Source organism: Pseudomonas sp. Van50 (assembly GCF_055390755.1).
In genome coordinates this window covers 1,207,538-1,222,170 of the sequence record NZ_AP024343.1, presented here as the reverse complement: position 1 = coordinate 1,222,170, position 14,633 = coordinate 1,207,538, and the positions used below count along the sequence as shown (strand labels likewise).

At 61.6% G+C, this 14,633-nt stretch carries 13 protein-coding genes; 4 read left to right on the top strand and 9 right to left on the bottom strand.

What is annotated here, in order from left to right:
• Positions 1–156 precede the first annotated feature (156 nt).
• Entirely contained in the window at positions 157–1,206 is a 1,050-nt protein-coding gene (locus ACZ5M5_RS05195; protein ID WP_464738727.1) for a hypothetical protein, read from the top strand.
• Positions 1,207–1,407: 201 nt separating this feature from the next.
• On the opposite strand, the gene ACZ5M5_RS05190 is transcribed toward ACZ5M5_RS05195, so the two are convergent.
• On the bottom strand, positions 1,408–2,121 hold the full coding sequence (locus tag ACZ5M5_RS05190) for a FadR/GntR family transcriptional regulator (RefSeq protein ID WP_464738726.1): 714 nt from the start codon (positions 2,119–2,121) through the stop codon (positions 1,408–1,410).
• A gap of 97 nt (positions 2,122–2,218) precedes the next feature.
• On the opposite strand from ACZ5M5_RS05190, the gene ACZ5M5_RS05185 reads away from it, so the two are divergent.
• Positions 2,219–2,962 (top strand): FadR/GntR family transcriptional regulator, encoded by a 744-nt coding sequence (locus ACZ5M5_RS05185; protein ID WP_464738725.1) that lies wholly within the window; start codon positions 2,219–2,221, stop codon positions 2,960–2,962.
• Between the two features lie 122 nt (positions 2,963–3,084).
• Here ACZ5M5_RS05185 and ACZ5M5_RS05180 read toward each other — a convergent pair whose 3' ends face one another.
• From ACZ5M5_RS05180 to ACZ5M5_RS05150, 7 genes are all read right to left on the bottom strand, one after another.
• Entirely contained in the window at positions 3,085–3,807 is a 723-nt protein-coding gene (locus ACZ5M5_RS05180) for an oligogalacturonate-specific porin KdgM family protein (RefSeq protein ID WP_060739126.1), read from the bottom strand.
• A gap of 130 nt (positions 3,808–3,937) precedes the next feature.
• Positions 3,938–4,705: an ABC transporter ATP-binding protein gene (locus ACZ5M5_RS05175; protein ID WP_060739127.1), complete on the bottom strand. Its 768-nt coding sequence runs from the start codon at positions 4,703–4,705 to the stop codon at positions 3,938–3,940.
• Positions 4,706–4,715: 10 nt separating this feature from the next.
• Positions 4,716–5,555, bottom strand: a complete 840-nt coding sequence (locus tag ACZ5M5_RS05170; RefSeq protein WP_464738724.1) for an ABC transporter ATP-binding protein — start codon at positions 5,553–5,555, stop codon at positions 4,716–4,718.
• Positions 5,556–5,565: 10 nt separating this feature from the next.
• On the bottom strand, positions 5,566–6,474 hold the full coding sequence (locus ACZ5M5_RS05165; RefSeq protein WP_192261493.1) for an ABC transporter permease: 909 nt from the start codon (positions 6,472–6,474) through the stop codon (positions 5,566–5,568).
• On the bottom strand, positions 6,474–7,511 hold the full coding sequence (locus ACZ5M5_RS05160; RefSeq protein WP_025211956.1) for an ABC transporter permease: 1,038 nt from the start codon (positions 7,509–7,511) through the stop codon (positions 6,474–6,476). The genes ACZ5M5_RS05165 and ACZ5M5_RS05160 overlap by 1 nt, the downstream gene beginning before the upstream one ends.
• 34 nt (positions 7,512–7,545) lie before the next feature.
• Positions 7,546–9,168 carry an ABC transporter substrate-binding protein gene (locus ACZ5M5_RS05155; RefSeq protein WP_464738723.1) on the bottom strand — a complete coding sequence of 541 codons (1,623 nt, stop codon included), beginning with the start codon at positions 9,166–9,168 and terminating at the stop codon, positions 7,546–7,548.
• Between the two features lie 71 nt (positions 9,169–9,239).
• Positions 9,240–10,394 carry a mandelate racemase family protein gene (locus ACZ5M5_RS05150; protein WP_060739132.1) on the bottom strand — a complete coding sequence of 385 codons (1,155 nt, stop codon included), beginning with the start codon at positions 10,392–10,394 and terminating at the stop codon, positions 9,240–9,242.
• A gap of 514 nt (positions 10,395–10,908) precedes the next feature.
• Here ACZ5M5_RS05150 and ACZ5M5_RS05145 point away from each other — a divergent pair.
• Positions 10,909–11,904 (top strand): TRAP transporter substrate-binding protein, encoded by a 996-nt coding sequence (locus ACZ5M5_RS05145; protein WP_464738722.1) that lies wholly within the window; start codon positions 10,909–10,911, stop codon positions 11,902–11,904.
• A gap of 136 nt (positions 11,905–12,040) precedes the next feature.
• Entirely contained in the window at positions 12,041–13,948 is a 1,908-nt protein-coding gene (locus ACZ5M5_RS05140) for an alkaline phosphatase D family protein (RefSeq protein ID WP_060739134.1), read from the top strand.
• Between the two features lie 113 nt (positions 13,949–14,061).
• Here the strand turns inward: ACZ5M5_RS05140 and ACZ5M5_RS05135 are convergent, their stop codons facing one another.
• Entirely contained in the window at positions 14,062–14,562 is a 501-nt protein-coding gene (locus ACZ5M5_RS05135; RefSeq protein ID WP_060739135.1) for a methylated-DNA--[protein]-cysteine S-methyltransferase, read from the bottom strand.
• Between the last annotated feature and the right edge of the window lie 71 nt (positions 14,563–14,633).

The window sequence follows — 14,633 nt, the reverse complement described above, 5'->3', positions numbered from 1 at the left end:
GCGGACTTGCTCGCGAAAGCGGTCTATCTGGATCGGTGATGTTGACTGTGCCGGCGTCATCGCGAGCAAGCTCGCTCCCACAGGAGGTCGGCGGTGGACGCAATAGTGGCACATCAGTAGCATTCACCCACTTTATCGATCCTTCAAGGATGCCTCATGCTCGCCCTGCCTCGCCGTCTTGTCCCGCTGTCAGCATTGTCCGCGTTGTTCGTATTGCTCGGCGGTTGCAGCGTCAACGGCAGTTACCCCGACGCCACCGAACCGGACGCTGCCAAGTTGCGGTTCGTCGCCAATACCAGTAACGCCACGCTGGATTATTTCGATGCAGCTCATTGCGACGGGCAAACCACGGGCATTCTCAACAATCTGCTGCTGAGCGATACCGCGCGGCGGGTGGGGATGAGCGTTCCGGCGCCCAAGGATGCCAAGGGCTATCTGGAGGTCAAGTTCAAGCCCGGTGAGCAGATTTACCTGCGCACCAACATGAACAGCGGTTATGCCGTGTGCGGCAAGGGTTTCAACTTTACCCCCGAGGCCAATGCCGAATACGAGGTGACCTTCAAGTCCGAGAAGAACCTCTGCCTGACTCAGTTGCAACGCCTGCAACGGGTCGACGGCAAGGACGTGCGCACACCGATCTCGATCCTGAAAAAAGATTTTCCCGCCTGCGCCGGTCGCAATGCGCTGTTTCCCAAGACCTACCCGGACACGCCCCATCGCCTGGAGCTGATGAACCGGGTCATCGATAAAAGCCTGGTCGTCACTGTGAAAACCGATCAGGCCAAGGAAAAAGTCGAGAGTTACTCGCCAGAGAAACTCGACACGTTGATCAGCGAACGCAAGGCCAAGCTCGGCTTCGACCTGCCGCCTGACTACTGGACGCTGTACCGGGAAAACCTGAAGACATTTGGCGATGACATGGCGCAGAACAAGGCGCGCTCGCTGGAACGCTTCAAGGATGAATACCAGACGCGCCTGCGGCAGGTGAAGGATGAGCAGTTGGAACAATGGGCGTTGCCCAAAACCGCCAATGCCAAGCCGGAGAAAGCCGAGATCGATCTGGACATCGCGATGATGGTGGAGTACTTCCGGATCGGGAATGGGGTGACGGTCGAAGCGGTAGGTCATCACTTGGAAAGGATGGCGCAGATGGATGAGCGCTACGGGGTTTGTGCACGGTTTGCGGAGTGCTGGAAGCGCAACTAGCAGCCATGGGCTGTAGCGCCGTCATCGCGAGCAAGCTCGCTCCCACAGGGGGGCGGTGGTGGATACAGTATTTGCACACACCCGAGATCAAAAACTGTGGGAGCGAGCTTGCTCGCGATGGCGGTGTGTCAGCCACATCAATGTTGACTGATCCGCCGCTATCGCGAGCAAGCTCGCTCCCACAATGTTCTGCGGTGGAGGTTATAGCGCCGTCAATTCCACCACACCCCGAACCCGCTGCTGCATATTGATCAAATGCAACCGCATCGACGCCCGCGCCGCTTGCGCATCATGCCGCGCCAACGCCGCGTAGATCTGCTCGCGCTCACGCACCACCAACGCCCGATTTTCATCCGTCACCGCCGGTCCGGCCTGTTGCACCACGGCGATCAACGTATTGCCCACATGGGCCATGGCGTCGATGAAAAAGCTGTTGCCGGTGCACTGGGCGATCTGCAGATGAAATTCGAAATCGACCCGGGCGCTTTCGTCAGCCGTTGAGTCAAAAGCATTCGCCGCGTCGAGCGCTTCACGCATCGCCTGCAACTGCTCCGGTGTGGCCCGTTGTGCGGCGATGCCGGCGGCTTCCACTTCCAGGCTCAGGCGCAGTTCGATCACGGCGAGCGCATCGTAGGCACCGCCCTTGACGTGTTTGCTGCCCTGGAAATCCCCCGGGCGGGCGGTGTCCACCACGAAGGTACCGATGCCGTGACGGGTTTCCACCAACCCTTCGGCCTGGAGCCGCGACATGGCCTCGCGGACCACCGTCCGGCTGACGCCGCGTTCCTTGATGATGACTTGTTCGGTGGGTAACTTGCTGCCCGCAGGCAGTTCGCCGGCCAGTATCTGCTGCGTCAGGTCGACCACCAGTTGTTGAGTCATGCTCAGGCGTCGATCGGGTGTGACACGGTCCATTGCACCTATCCATTAAAGCCAGACGATCGCGGCATTATAGCCGCGACCTTGCGCTAAAACTCACTATAATGCCCGCTGATCACCCAAGAGCAAGCCGATGACGGATCAAGCGTTATCTCCACTGAACAAGCCACGCCGCCTCGCCGAAACACTGGTCGACCGCTTTGCCCAGCGCATGCGCGACGGCACCCTCAAGTGTGGCGAAAAGCTTCCCACCGAAGTGCATATCATGGAGGCCGAGGGGGTCAGTCGTTCAGTGGTGCGCGAAGCGCTGTCGCGCTTGCAGGCGGCGGGGCTGGTGGAGACGCGCCATGGCGTCGGCACCTTTGTCCTCGACATGCCGGCGCCGGAGGGCTTCACCTTGGGGCCGGCGACGATTGCCACGTTGTCGGACGTGCTCAACCTGTTGGAGTTTCGCCTGAGCCTGGAAGTCCAGGCCGCCGGCATGGCCGCCGAACGCGCAACCCCCGAAGCCCTGGCCGAACTGGCCCAGGCGCTGGAGGCGTTGCTGCAAGGGCCAGAAAAGTCCGGTACCACCATCAATGCCGATTTCCAGTTCCATCTGAAAATCGCCAAGGCGGCCGGCAATTACTACCTGATCGATATCATGAAGCACCTGGGCACGAAGCTGATCCCCCGTACCCGCATGAACTCCGCCTACTCCGGGCAAAGTGATCGCAGCGCTTACCTGCAGGGGATCAACGCCGAACACCAGCAGATCTTCGACGCCATCGCCAGCGGCAATGTCGATGCGGCGCGGGCGGCCATGTACCTGCATTTGAGCAACAGCCGCATGCGCCTGTGTGAAACGCAACAGCGCCAGGCGTTCTACAACGAGTAAGCCCTGCCCCTGTGGGAGCGAGCTTGCTCGCGATGGCGGTGTGTCAGCCACATCAATGTTGACTGATCCGCCGCTATCGCGAGCAAGCTCGCTCCCACAGGTTGATCCCGCGCTTCAACAACTTAGAAAAAGTTGTATTGAATACCGACCCGCAGACGCAGTTGACGATCACTGTCGACGGAGTTGACCTTGATATCACCCACTTCAAAGAACGGCGCCCAGCGTTTGTCCCACTTGTACTTGACCACGGCATTCTGCTCATAGTCGTCGGTGCCGCCGTTGTAACGGATGTAGTTGGCATCGAAGTACGTCAGTTGATATTCATACGCCCACGGCCCCTGGTTCGCGTAGTTGATGTACACGTCGTAGCGATGGATCTTCTGGTCGTCCTGGCCGTTGTCCGGAACGTCATGATCGACCTTGTCACGGTCGAGCTTGGAGGAGTCGTAGCGGTAGCGTCCGGCGATGCTCAGCTCCTTGGTGAGCTTGTAGCCCAGGCGCATGCCCATCTTGTAGGTGGTGGATTCTTCGTCGCTTTCCATGGCGAACGAAGGCGTGAGCGTCCAGCGATCATTGAGCTTGTGCTGGTAGTTGACGGTGAATTCATGGCCGCTGCCGACGGTGTTGTCGAAGGCAACGTCTTCGCGATCACCGGCGGTCTTGTATTTGAGTTCCCCTTCCAGCCCCACGCCGTTGTCCAGCCGCATGCCAAACTTGGCGCGGTCGGCGTGCATGCGGGTTTGTTCCGCATACTGGTGGCGTACGTTGATATAGCCGGTATCGGCCATGGCAACGACTGAAGTGAACAAGGAAGCGAGGGACAGCGCGACAAGTGTCTTTTTCATGTTTTTTATTCTTGTTAGTTGAGTTATTAGTTGGGTTGAACGCCAAATCACAGGCGAGCGCGTGCGCGGCATTGAAACCTGCGGTTCAACGTCTTCTGCGGGTTAAAACACGTGCAACGAACGAGTCAGCTCAAACAGCGATAGGTATTCGCTGTATGTCCCGACTGGCTTGCACCAGCAAACGGGTGTACGCATGGGTGGCGCCATCGCTCGCCAGCAGATGGCTGTCGAGCGTCTCCACCACCCGGCCCTGCTGCATCACCGCCAGCCGATCACACAAATGCGCCACCACCGCCAGATCGTGGGTGACCATCAGGTAAGTCAACCCTTCCTGGCGACGCAAGTCGGCCAGCAGGTTGAGGATTTCCGCCTGCACCGAGACATCCAGCGCCGAGGTCGGCTCGTCCAGCAACAGCACCCGGGGCCGCAGGATCAGCGCTCGGGCAATCGCCACCCGTTGGCGCTGCCCTCCGGACAACTGGTGCGGATAGCGGAAGCGAAAGCTGTCGTTCAAGCCAACCTTGCGCAGGATCTCGCTGACCTTCTGCCCACGCCCATCGATGCCATGGATGCGCAGCGGTTCCTGCAACGCGGCGTCGATGGTGTAGCGCGGATGCAACGAGGCATACGGGTCCTGGAACACCATCTGCACCGTGCGGTAGTGGTTCAACGGCAGGTTGCGCGTCACGGCCTGGCCGGCGACCCGCAGTTGTCCACTCCAATGCTGGTACTGCCCGGCCAGGCAGCGCAGCACGGTGGTCTTGCCCGAACCGGACTCCCCCACCAGGCCGAATGCCTCGCCTTCGCCCACGCTCAAATCGACGTCGTGCAGTACCGCGTTCAATGCCGCGCCGGTGCCAAAACTGAGGTTCAGGCCGGCGATTTCAATCATGCTCATGACAGGCTCCTCAAGCGTTCAACCAGAGTGGGTCGCGCTGCAGCACTGGCAGCGTGGCACGCGGATGGTCCAGGCTCGGCAACGCGGCCAACAGGCCTTGGGTGTAGGGATGGGTGGCTTGGTCGAGGTCGGCGGCAGCAATCGACTCGACCACCCGACCGGCGTACATCACCAGCACGCGGTCGCAGAAACTCCGCACCAGGTTCAGGTCGTGACTGATGAAGATCAGCCCCAGGTCACGCTCGCTGACCAACTCCTCCAGCACATTGAGCACTTGTCGGCGCACCGACACGTCCAGCGCCGAAGTGGGTTCGTCGGCGATGATCACCTGGGGATCGGTGATCACCATCATGGCGATCATGATCCGCTGGCCCATGCCGCCCGAGACCTCGTGGGGGTACAGGTCGTAGACCCGCCGGGGATCGCGAATGTGCACCTTGGCGAGCATGTCCAGGGCCCGTTCGCGGGCTTCGCGATGGGGCACCTTGTGATGGGCCAGGTACGCCTCGGCGATCTGTTCGCCAACCCGCACCACCGGGTTCAGCGAGTATTTCGGGTCTTGCATGATCATCGACATGCGCGCGCCACGAATCGCCTGGATCTGCTTTTCGCTGGCGGCCAGCAGGTCGATATCGGCGAAGCGCAAGGTCTTGGCGGTGACCCGCGCCGTCGGCGGATGCAGGCGTAGAAGGCTGCGGCCAACGGTGGATTTACCCGAGCCGGACTCGCCGACGATGGCGAGCTTTTCCCGCCCCAACGTGAACGACACATCACGCACCGCCTGCGAGGTTTTGCCGGCGTTGCGAAATTCCACGCACAAGTCCTGTACCGCAAGTTTTATCTCAGTCATGGGCTGTTCCTCAGGATTGGCTGCGTGGGTCGAGGACGTCGCGCAAGCCGTCACCCAACAGATTGAAGGCCAGACTGACCAGCATGATCGCCGCACCCGGCGCCGCCACCAGCCACCAGCTTTCGAGCATGTAGCGCCGCCCGGTGGAGATCATCGCGCCCCACTCCGGCAGCGGTGCCTGGGCGCCAAGGCCGAGAAAACCCAGGGCGGCGGCGGTGAGGATGATGCTCGCCATGTTCATGGTCAGGCGGATGATCACCGACGACAGGCACATCGGGATGATGTGGCGCAGGATGATGCGGGTGCTCGACGCGCCCTGAAGCTGCACCGCGACGACGAAGTCAGCGTTGCGCAGCGGCAGTGTTTCGGCGCGGGCGAGCCGGGCAATCGGCGGCCAGGCCGTGAGTGCGATGGCGATTACCGCATGCTCCAATCCCGGGCCGAGAGCGGCGATGAAGGCCAGCGCCAGGACCAGGCTGGGGAACGAGATGAAGATGTCGGTGATGCGCATGAACAGGCTGTCGACCCAACCGCCGAAGTAGCCGGAAACCGTGCCGACCAACAGGCCGATGGGGCCGACGATCACCGTCACGAGCAAGACGATGTACAAGGTGATGCGCGAGCCATACACCAGCCGGGCGAAGACATCGCGACCGTATTCGTCGGTGCCGAACCAGTGCACGCCGCTGGGTGCCTGCAAGGCCCCGGCGAGGTTCTGCAACAGCGGATCGTGGCCGGCGATCCAAGGCGCGAAGACCGCGACCAGCATCAGGGTCGCGACGACGATCAGGCCGGCGAAGGTCATCGGGTTGCGCAGCAAAAATCGCAGCAGGCGCACGGTGCTGGCGACCAGCGCTGCCGTACTCGAAGCGGGCAGCGCGGCACTGCCGGCTGCGCTGGAAGCAAGGGGCAGGTTCATTAGCGAGTCCTCGGGTCGAAGATCTTGTACAGCGCATCGCTGATCAGGTTCAGCGTCACGAAGATGAGGCCGATCAGCAGCACGCAGGCCATCACCGCGTTCATGTCACCGAGCAGCAAACTGCTGGTCAGGTACTGGCCGAAGCCCGGCCAGGCGAACACGGTTTCGATCAGCACCGCACCTTCCAGCAGGCCGCCATAAGCCAGGGCGACGATGGTCAACAACTGCACGCGAATGTTGCCGAAGGCATGGCCCCAGACGATGCGGCGCTGGGACAAGCCCTTGACCCGGGCGGTGATGATGTACTCCTGGGACAGTTGCTCGAGCATGAAGCTGCGAGTCATGCGGCTGATGTAGGCGACCGAATTGAAACTGAGGATCACCGCCGGCAGCAGGATGTGCCGCAGGGCGCTGCGAAAGGCCTCCCAGTCGCCGGACCAGGCGGTATCGATCAACAACAATCCGGTGTGTTTCGGGATCAGCCCGTCATAGGCCAGACCGATGCGCCCGACGCCGCCAGCCCAACCCAGCCAGGCGTAGAACACCAGGAAGGCCATCATGCCGATCCAGAAAATCGGCGTGGAGTAACCGAACAGCGTGATCAGCCGCGCGACATGGTCACCGGCACGGCCCTGGTGGGTCGCCGCATAGACACCCAGCGGCAAGCCCGCCAGCACGCCGAACAGGATGGCCAGGGTCGCCAGTTCCAAGGTGGCCGGGAAGACCCGGGCGATGTCGGTGATGACCGGGTTGCCGGTCAGCAAGGCCATGCCGAAGTCACCGTGCAGCAGGTCGCCGAGGTAGATCGCGAACTGGGTCCACAACGGCTTGTCCAGGCCCAGTTCTTTGTACACCTGGGCGTAGGCCGAGGCGTCGGCGTCCGGGCCGACGATGGCCAGCACCGGATCCAGGGGCATCACTCGCCCGATGAAAAAGGTCAGCAGCAGCAACCCCAGCAGCGTCACCGCCACCGAGCCGCCGCGCCGGGTCGCCGAAGCGGCCCGGGTGGTCCAGATTGAAAAGGATGCAGTCGACATGTTCATTCCTGCCTTGGCCCTGTGGCCGTCGATTTCAGCGCTGCTTGTAGACGTCCCGAAGACGCGTGGTGGCGGCGGTGTGGCCGATGTAGTTGCGCACGTCGGCGTGGATCACCACTTCGTCCACCATCTGTGAGACCGGCATGATCGCCCCGGCCTGTTGGTCGTAGAGGGTCTGGATCTGCCCATAGATTTCGCGCTGGCGCTCGGGGTCACGTTCGCGCTCGGCTTGCTCGATCAGTTGATTGAGCTGCGGGTCGAAGAACGAGGTGCGCCAGCCCTGGAAGTTGCTCAGCTTGGCTTCGGTGCGGTTGTCCGGGTTGTACACCAGGGCCCGCAGGCTCGAGTGGGGATGCCGCTCCGCCCCGCCACCGCCACGCCCAACGAGGATGTCGAACTGACGGTCGCGCATCGCGCCATAGATCTGGTTGCCGGTGCCGGTGATGATCGTCGCCTGGATCCCCGCCTGGGCCAGCGTCGCTTGCAGGCTGGTGGCGATGTTGATGAACGGCGGATCGGTCAGCGAACGGATAGTCACCTTGAAGCCTTCGGCATGCCCGGCCGCCGCCAACAGGCGCTTGGCTTCGGCCACGTCCAGGCGATAACCCGGATCGTCCAGGCGTGCCGGCAGCCCCAACTGCAAAGGCCGCTGATTGATCACGCCGTAGTGCGGCATGACCACATCGTTGATGCCCTGGTAATCGATCAGCAGGCGGATGGCCTGGCGTACGCGGATGTCTTGGAACAACGGCTGCTGCATGCTCATCGCCACGTAGTACAGCGTGCCGCGGGCGATGCTCTGGATGCGCACTTCATCGACCTTGCCCAACGCCTTGATGTCGGTGGCGGCCATGCCGCGGGCGACGTCCAGGTCACCGCGCTCGACCATCAGGCGCAGGGCCTGGGACTCGGTCATGTTGCGCATGATCACCCGGCGCAACTTCGCCGCGCCGCGCCAATAGTCGTCATTGCGACTCATCAGGATCACGTCGTTGGCCCGCCAGATGTCGAGCTTGAACGCGCCGGAGCCGGCCGTGTGCGTCGCCAGCCACGCCGCGCCTTGGTCGTCGCCGACCTGATGTTGCAAGGCGACCGAGCGATCGATGATGAAAGCACTGGGAGAGGTGGCCAGGGTGTTGAGCACCAGCATCGGGTCAGTGACGCGTGGCAACTCCATGACAAAGGTGTGCGACCCTTCGGCGCGCATCAGTTTGACGACGTTGTCGGCGGTGAAGCCGTAGGCTTTCCAGGTGGAAGCCAGGGCGCGGTTGAGGGTGACAACGCGCTGCAACGACCAGGCGACGTCTTGGGCGGTGAGCGGCGCGCCGGAGTGAAAACGCACGTCGTCGCGCAATTGGAAGGTCAGCCGCATGCGGTCGGGGCTGATGTCCCAGGTTTTCGCCAGGGCCGGAATCAGCGTGTCCGGCTGCGCCGCGTCCTGCTCCAGGAGCATGTCGTAGACGTTGGCGTTGACCTCGGCGACCTCCAGCCCCGTCGCCGCGGCAGGGTCCAGGGACAGCAGGTTGATCATGCTCATGCCCACCACCAATTGGTCGGGGGGCGTTTCGCCTTGGGCCAGGCTGACGGGCACCTGCACTGCGCACAGGGCCACGGTGACACACAGCAGCCTGGTCAGGCGCTTGGGCCAGAGATTCATGGTTCAGTCCTTTCTTATATTTATAAAGACTTGTCGCCCGGGCAGCCATCGACCTCAGGCGTGGAACAGGCTCAATGTCGGGACAGGGTGTTGGCCTCGATATACGCGAAGTTGATGTCCTCGCCCAACCCCGGCCGGTCGGACAGGTGGACAAAACCGTCGGCGTCCATGGGATCGACGATGCTGTTGAGGTGCGCCGGGACGTCTTCATAGTCAAGGAACGGGTGCAGCAGACCGCGCTCGTACCAGCGGCAATTGCTGATCGCCCCGACCACCGCCAGGTTCGCCGCGCCATTGCCGTGGACCTCGCAGTCCATGCCGAACGACTCGGCCAGGTGCGCGACCTTCAGGCACGGTCCGATACCCCCGACCCCGGCCACGCCGGCACGCAGGATGTCACAGGACTTCTGGGTGACCCAACTGGCGCGGCTATGGAACTTGCCGGCGATGCTCTCCGGGCCCAGCACCGGGATGTCCAGGTTGGCGGCCAGCCAGGCATAGGACTCCGCCGAGTCTTCCATCATCGGCTCTTCGAACCAGGCGAAATTCAGCTTTTGCAGGGCCTTGCCAATGGTCAGCGCATCCATGCGGCTGTACCAGTGGTAACCGTCGAGCATCAGCGCGATGTCCGGCCCTACTGCCTCACGCACGGCGGCGCAGGCCTGGATGTCCATTTGTGGATTTGGCGCGAAGGAAATCGGCGGCATCCAGGTGTGCAACTTGATGGCCTTGTAGCCGCGCTGCACCAGTTTCTCGGCAAATTGGCCGTACTCGTCCGGCGTCGACAACCCACCCGGCAAATCGTCGCCGCACATCGTCGAGCCGTACGCCGGGACCTTGTCGCGATAACCGCCAATCAGTTTATGCACCGGCAATTTGAGCTTGCGTCCGGCCAGATCCCACAAAGCCTGCTCCACCAGCGCCAGCGCCCGGTCGGTGAACTGCCCGGCGCTACCGCGCTGCCAGTGCGCCAGGTCTTGCCAGATGCTTTCACGGTCCATCGGATCGCGGCCCACCAGCACTTTGCGCACGAAGGATTCGATGATGTGCGGACGAATCAACTCAGGCGGGCCAAAGGCATAACCCTCGCTGCCATCGTCGCAGCCGATTCGCAGCAAGGCCATCTTGATCATGACCTCATCGCCCGGATGGGCGTGACCGGCGCTGTCCTGGGCACGGCGCGAAGGTGTGGAAAAGACTTCGACGTGAACGCCTGTGATTCTCATAGAAGGGAGCACCCTGTTGTTATTGTTTATTTGTATGTCGTCATACAACGTAGCGGATTATTCTGACGTTTCACACGGACTGTCAACCCACAAAATCAATAAAAATTAATGAAACCTGGGATGAAAGAGAGAAATGAGATTATTTTTATTGAGAGAAATCTAAAATGTCGTCATACCACACAACAAAAACAATACGACTCGCCCCGGGAGGGCCACGATGACGGGAGGACTGGAAACCGAGGCGGGAGAATAAAGATTTGTGGGAGCGAGCTTGCTCGCGATAGCGGTGTACCTGGGCCGATGATGTTGGAGGTGCCGCCATCATCGCGAGCAAGCTCGCTCCCACAAGGGGGCCGTGAACACCCGCTCCCACCTGGCAGAAGCCCGATGGTTTGCCCGCCGGAACACCTCACCCGGCAGTGGATGGTTTTTCTCCTAGACTGGACGTTGTCTGCTGTACGCCGGGTTCCGAAGAGGCCCGTACGATGAATGTAAAGGCAAAGGGAATTTCGCAATGCTCAAACCTGTATGGAAAGCGCTCGCCTGCACCCTGGCTTTCGGCGTGTGGGGCACGGCCATGGCGGCTGAGCCGATCGTCATCAAGTTCTCCCACGTGGTAGGCGACCAAACGCCCAAGGGCCAGGGCGCGTTGATGTTCAAGAAGCTGACGGAAGAGCGACTGCCGGGCAAAGTGAAGGTCGAGGTCTACCCCAACTCCACGCTGTACGGCGATGACAAGGAGATGGAAGCCCTGCTCCTGGGGGAGGTGCAGATCATTGCGCGGTCACTGGCCAAGTTCGATCAGTACACCAAGACCGTGCAACTGTTCGACTTACCCTTTCTATTCGACGACATCGCCGCAGTAGACCGTTTCCAGCAAAGCCCCGAGGGCCAGAAACTGCTCAAGTCCATGGAAAGCAAGAACGTCACCGGCCTGGCCTATTGGCACAACGGCATGAAGCAGTTATCGGCCAACAAGCCATTGCGCACCCCCGAGGATGCCCGCGGCCTGACGTTCCGGATACAGACCTCTGCGGTGCTGGAGGAGCAGTTCAAGGCGGTGGATGCCAAGGCCAAACCGATGATTTTCTCGGTGGTGTACCAGGGGCTGCGCACCGGCCTGGTCAACGGCACGGAAAATACCTATTCGAACTTCTACAACCAGAAGCTCAATGAGGTACAGAAATACGTCACCGAATCCAACCACGGCATACTCGACTACATGTTGATCACCACGTCGGACTTCTGGAACGGCCTGCCGCCGGATATCCGCAGCGAGCTGGAGAAGATCGTGGTCGAATCCACCGCCCATGCCAACCAGGAAGCGGAACGATTCAACCAACAGGACAAGCAGCACGTCCTGGACGCCAAGACCACCGAGATCATCACCCTCACACCGCAAGAACGCAGTGTCTGGCGCGAACGAATGAAACCGGTATGGGCGAAGTTCGAGAAAGAGATCGGTCCGGACCTGATCAAGGCGGCCGAGGCTTCCAACAGCGCCCAGTGACATCACCAGGCTTGACACGTTCCTGTGGCGAGGAAGCTTGCTCCTTCGCCACAAAAGCGCCCACTCCCCCATCCCCAGCGGCATAGCACATTGCGTTATGATCCCCGCCTCTCCCTGAACAGAGCTTTTTTCGCGAATGCTGTCGTCCACTCCAGACATGACCTCTACCCTGCCCCCTGTTCTGGTCGGCCCGCTGTTACGGCGCCTGGAGCCTGCGCGCCTGGTGATGTGGTTGGTGGGCACGCGAGCGTTGGCGTTGACGCTGCGCATTGACGGTGTCGGCGACCTGGCACTCGATGCATCACGTTGCACCGTGGTGCCGGTGGGGCAACGGGCGTTTGTGCACTTGATCGATGTGACGCTCGACGCGCCCCTGCCCCAGGACGTGGCGATTGACTACGACCTGCTGGTGGACGGTGCCCCCATCGCCGAGTGGGCGCCGCATCTGTTGTATGACGGCGCACAGTGCCCGAACTTCATGTTGCACTCGCGTATCGAGCAATTGGTCCACGGTTCCTGCCGCAAACCCCACTACCCGGCCAACGACGGCCTGCTCTGTGTCGACCGTCTGCTCGCGCAAGACCCGGCGCAACGCCCGGCTCTGTTGATGATGAGTGGCGACCAGGTCTATGCCGACGATGTCGCCGGGCCCATGCTGCGGGCGATTCATGGGCTGATCGAACGCTTGGGGCTGTTCGAGGAATGCCTGGACGGCGCCGTCGTGGAAGACAGCGCCAAGCTCTACCAACACCCGGCCAGTTATTACCATCGCGCCGATTTGCTACCGGCATTGGAGAGCAACGAAACCCTGCGCGAGCGTTTTTTCGGCGGGGCGCGCAAGCCGATCTTCACCAGCAGCAGCGCCGATAATCACTTGGTGACGTTCGCCGAAGTCATGGCGATGTACCTGCTGGTGTGGTCGCCGGTGCCCTGGACACTGATCGCTGTGCAGCCCCCCGAACTGACCGTCGAGCGGCGCCAGCGCTACGACCTGGAACAACGACGCATCGACGCGTTCAAGACCGGGCTGGACGGCGTGGCGCGGGTATTTGCGCACTTGTCATGCCTGATGATTTTCGACGACCACGACATTACCGATGACTGGAATCTGTCCGCGCAGTGGGAGGAAACGGCCTACGGCCATCCGTTCTCCAAGCGCATCATCGGCAACGCCTTGATCGCCTACATGCTTTGCCAAGGCTGGGGTAACAACCCGGATGCCTTTGCGGACGTGCTCCCGCAAACCCTGGCCTTGAGCGACACCGCCCGCGACCGTTACCTCGACAGCGAACCACAGGACCAATTGATCGACACCCTGCTGGGTTTCCAGCAGTGGCATTACGTGCTGCCGAGCACCCCGGCCCTGGTGGTGCTCGATACCCGCACCCGCCGCTGGCGCAGTGAGAACACCCTCAAGCAACCTTCCGGCCTGCTGGATTGGGAAGCCCTGAGCGAGTTGCAGCAAGAGTTGTTGGATCACCCCTCGGCCATCATCGTCTCACCGGCACCGATCTTCGGCGTAAAGCTGATCGAGACCGTGCAGCGGGTGTTCAGTTGGTGCGGTTATCCGTTGCTGGTGGACGCGGAAAACTGGATGGCCCATCGCGGCGCGGCCCAGGTGATCCTGAACATTTTCCGACACTCACGCACACCGGGTAATTACGTGGTGCTGTCAGGGGATGTGCATTATTCCTTCGTCTACGAGGTGCTGATCCCACACCGCAAGGGCGGCCCGCGTATCTGGCAGATCACCAGCAGCGGCATCAAGAATGAATTCCCGCCCGTACTGCTGGAATGGTTCGACCGCCTGAACCGTTGGCTCTACTCCCCGCGCTCGCCCCTGAACTGGTTCACCAAGCGCCGCAGCATGCGCATCGTCCCCCACACCCCGGAACACGCCGAAGCGGGCGAACGGCTGTGGAACAGCGCCGGCATTGGCCAGGTGTTCTTCAATGAACAGGGCCAGCCCACGAAGATCTACCAGCACAACGCCAACGGCCAACCACCGACACGCATGCTGCCCCCCAAATCCCCACCGACCTGAAAGCGCTGGCACAGCCAGCACCTAGGCAAACTGACAGGGCGCTATCGCGAGCAAGCTCGCTCCCACAGGGGACTGGGGATGGATGCAAAATCTACAGTCCCACAGGGAGGCAGTCAGAACGCCAACTGCAGGGTCTGTTGGCCTTCGAGGCTGAGCAGCAATTGTTTGGCCGCCAAACCGCCAGCGAAGCCGGTGAGGCTGCCGGAGCTGCCGATGACGCGGTGGCACGGGGCGATGATCGAGATGGGGTTGCGACCGTTGGCGGCGCCGACCGCCCGGACCGCTGTCGGTTGGCCGATCTGGACGGCGATGTCGCGGTAGCTGCGGGTTTCACCGAAGGGGATGGTCAGCAGTGCGTGCCACACTCGGACCTGGAAATCAGTGCCGGCAAAGTCCAGCTCCAATTCGAAACGGCGGCGCTGACCGGCGAAATACTCCAGCAACTGACGTTCGGTTTCCTTGAGGACCGGATGCTGGGTGTCTTCTTCCAAAGGCCCCAGGCGCACCCGGTTGAGCCGCTCGTTTTCCCACAGGATGGCCGCCAGTCTTGTCTCTCGGGCGACGAGGATCAACTGGCCGACGGGGGACGGGATGGTTTTGTACAGAGGCAACATCGAGGGATTCCTTGTCAAAGCCTTTGTGGCAAGGGAGCTTACTCCCTAGCCACAGTTTTTTCTCACCGCCC

Bases quoted from the DNA above. Each gene is read 5' to 3' on its own strand.
- ACZ5M5_RS05185 (WP_464738725.1), top strand. From the start codon at position 2,219: ATGACGGATCAAGCGTTATCTCCACTGAACAAGCCACGCCGCCTCGCC.
- ACZ5M5_RS05170 (WP_464738724.1), bottom strand. From the start codon at position 5,555: ATGACTGAGATAAAACTTGCGGTACAGGACTTGTGCGTGGAATTTCGC.
- ACZ5M5_RS05190 (WP_464738726.1), bottom strand. From the start codon at position 2,121: ATGGACCGTGTCACACCCGATCGACGCCTGAGCATGACTCAACAACTG.
- ACZ5M5_RS05155 (WP_464738723.1), bottom strand. From the start codon at position 9,168: ATGAATCTCTGGCCCAAGCGCCTGACCAGGCTGCTGTGTGTCACCGTG.
- ACZ5M5_RS05140 (WP_060739134.1), top strand. From the start codon at position 12,041: ATGCTGTCGTCCACTCCAGACATGACCTCTACCCTGCCCCCTGTTCTG.
- ACZ5M5_RS05160 (WP_025211956.1), bottom strand. From the start codon at position 7,511: ATGTCGACTGCATCCTTTTCAATCTGGACCACCCGGGCCGCTTCGGCG.
- ACZ5M5_RS05150 (WP_060739132.1), bottom strand. From the start codon at position 10,394: ATGAGAATCACAGGCGTTCACGTCGAAGTCTTTTCCACACCTTCGCGC.
- ACZ5M5_RS05195 (WP_464738727.1), top strand. From the start codon at position 157: ATGCTCGCCCTGCCTCGCCGTCTTGTCCCGCTGTCAGCATTGTCCGCG.
- ACZ5M5_RS05180 (WP_060739126.1), bottom strand. From the start codon at position 3,807: ATGAAAAAGACACTTGTCGCGCTGTCCCTCGCTTCCTTGTTCACTTCA.
- ACZ5M5_RS05145 (WP_464738722.1), top strand. From the start codon at position 10,909: ATGCTCAAACCTGTATGGAAAGCGCTCGCCTGCACCCTGGCTTTCGGC.
- ACZ5M5_RS05165 (WP_192261493.1), bottom strand. From the start codon at position 6,474: ATGAACCTGCCCCTTGCTTCCAGCGCAGCCGGCAGTGCCGCGCTGCCC.
- ACZ5M5_RS05175 (WP_060739127.1), bottom strand. From the start codon at position 4,705: ATGAGCATGATTGAAATCGCCGGCCTGAACCTCAGTTTTGGCACCGGC.
- ACZ5M5_RS05135 (WP_060739135.1), bottom strand. From the start codon at position 14,562: ATGTTGCCTCTGTACAAAACCATCCCGTCCCCCGTCGGCCAGTTGATC.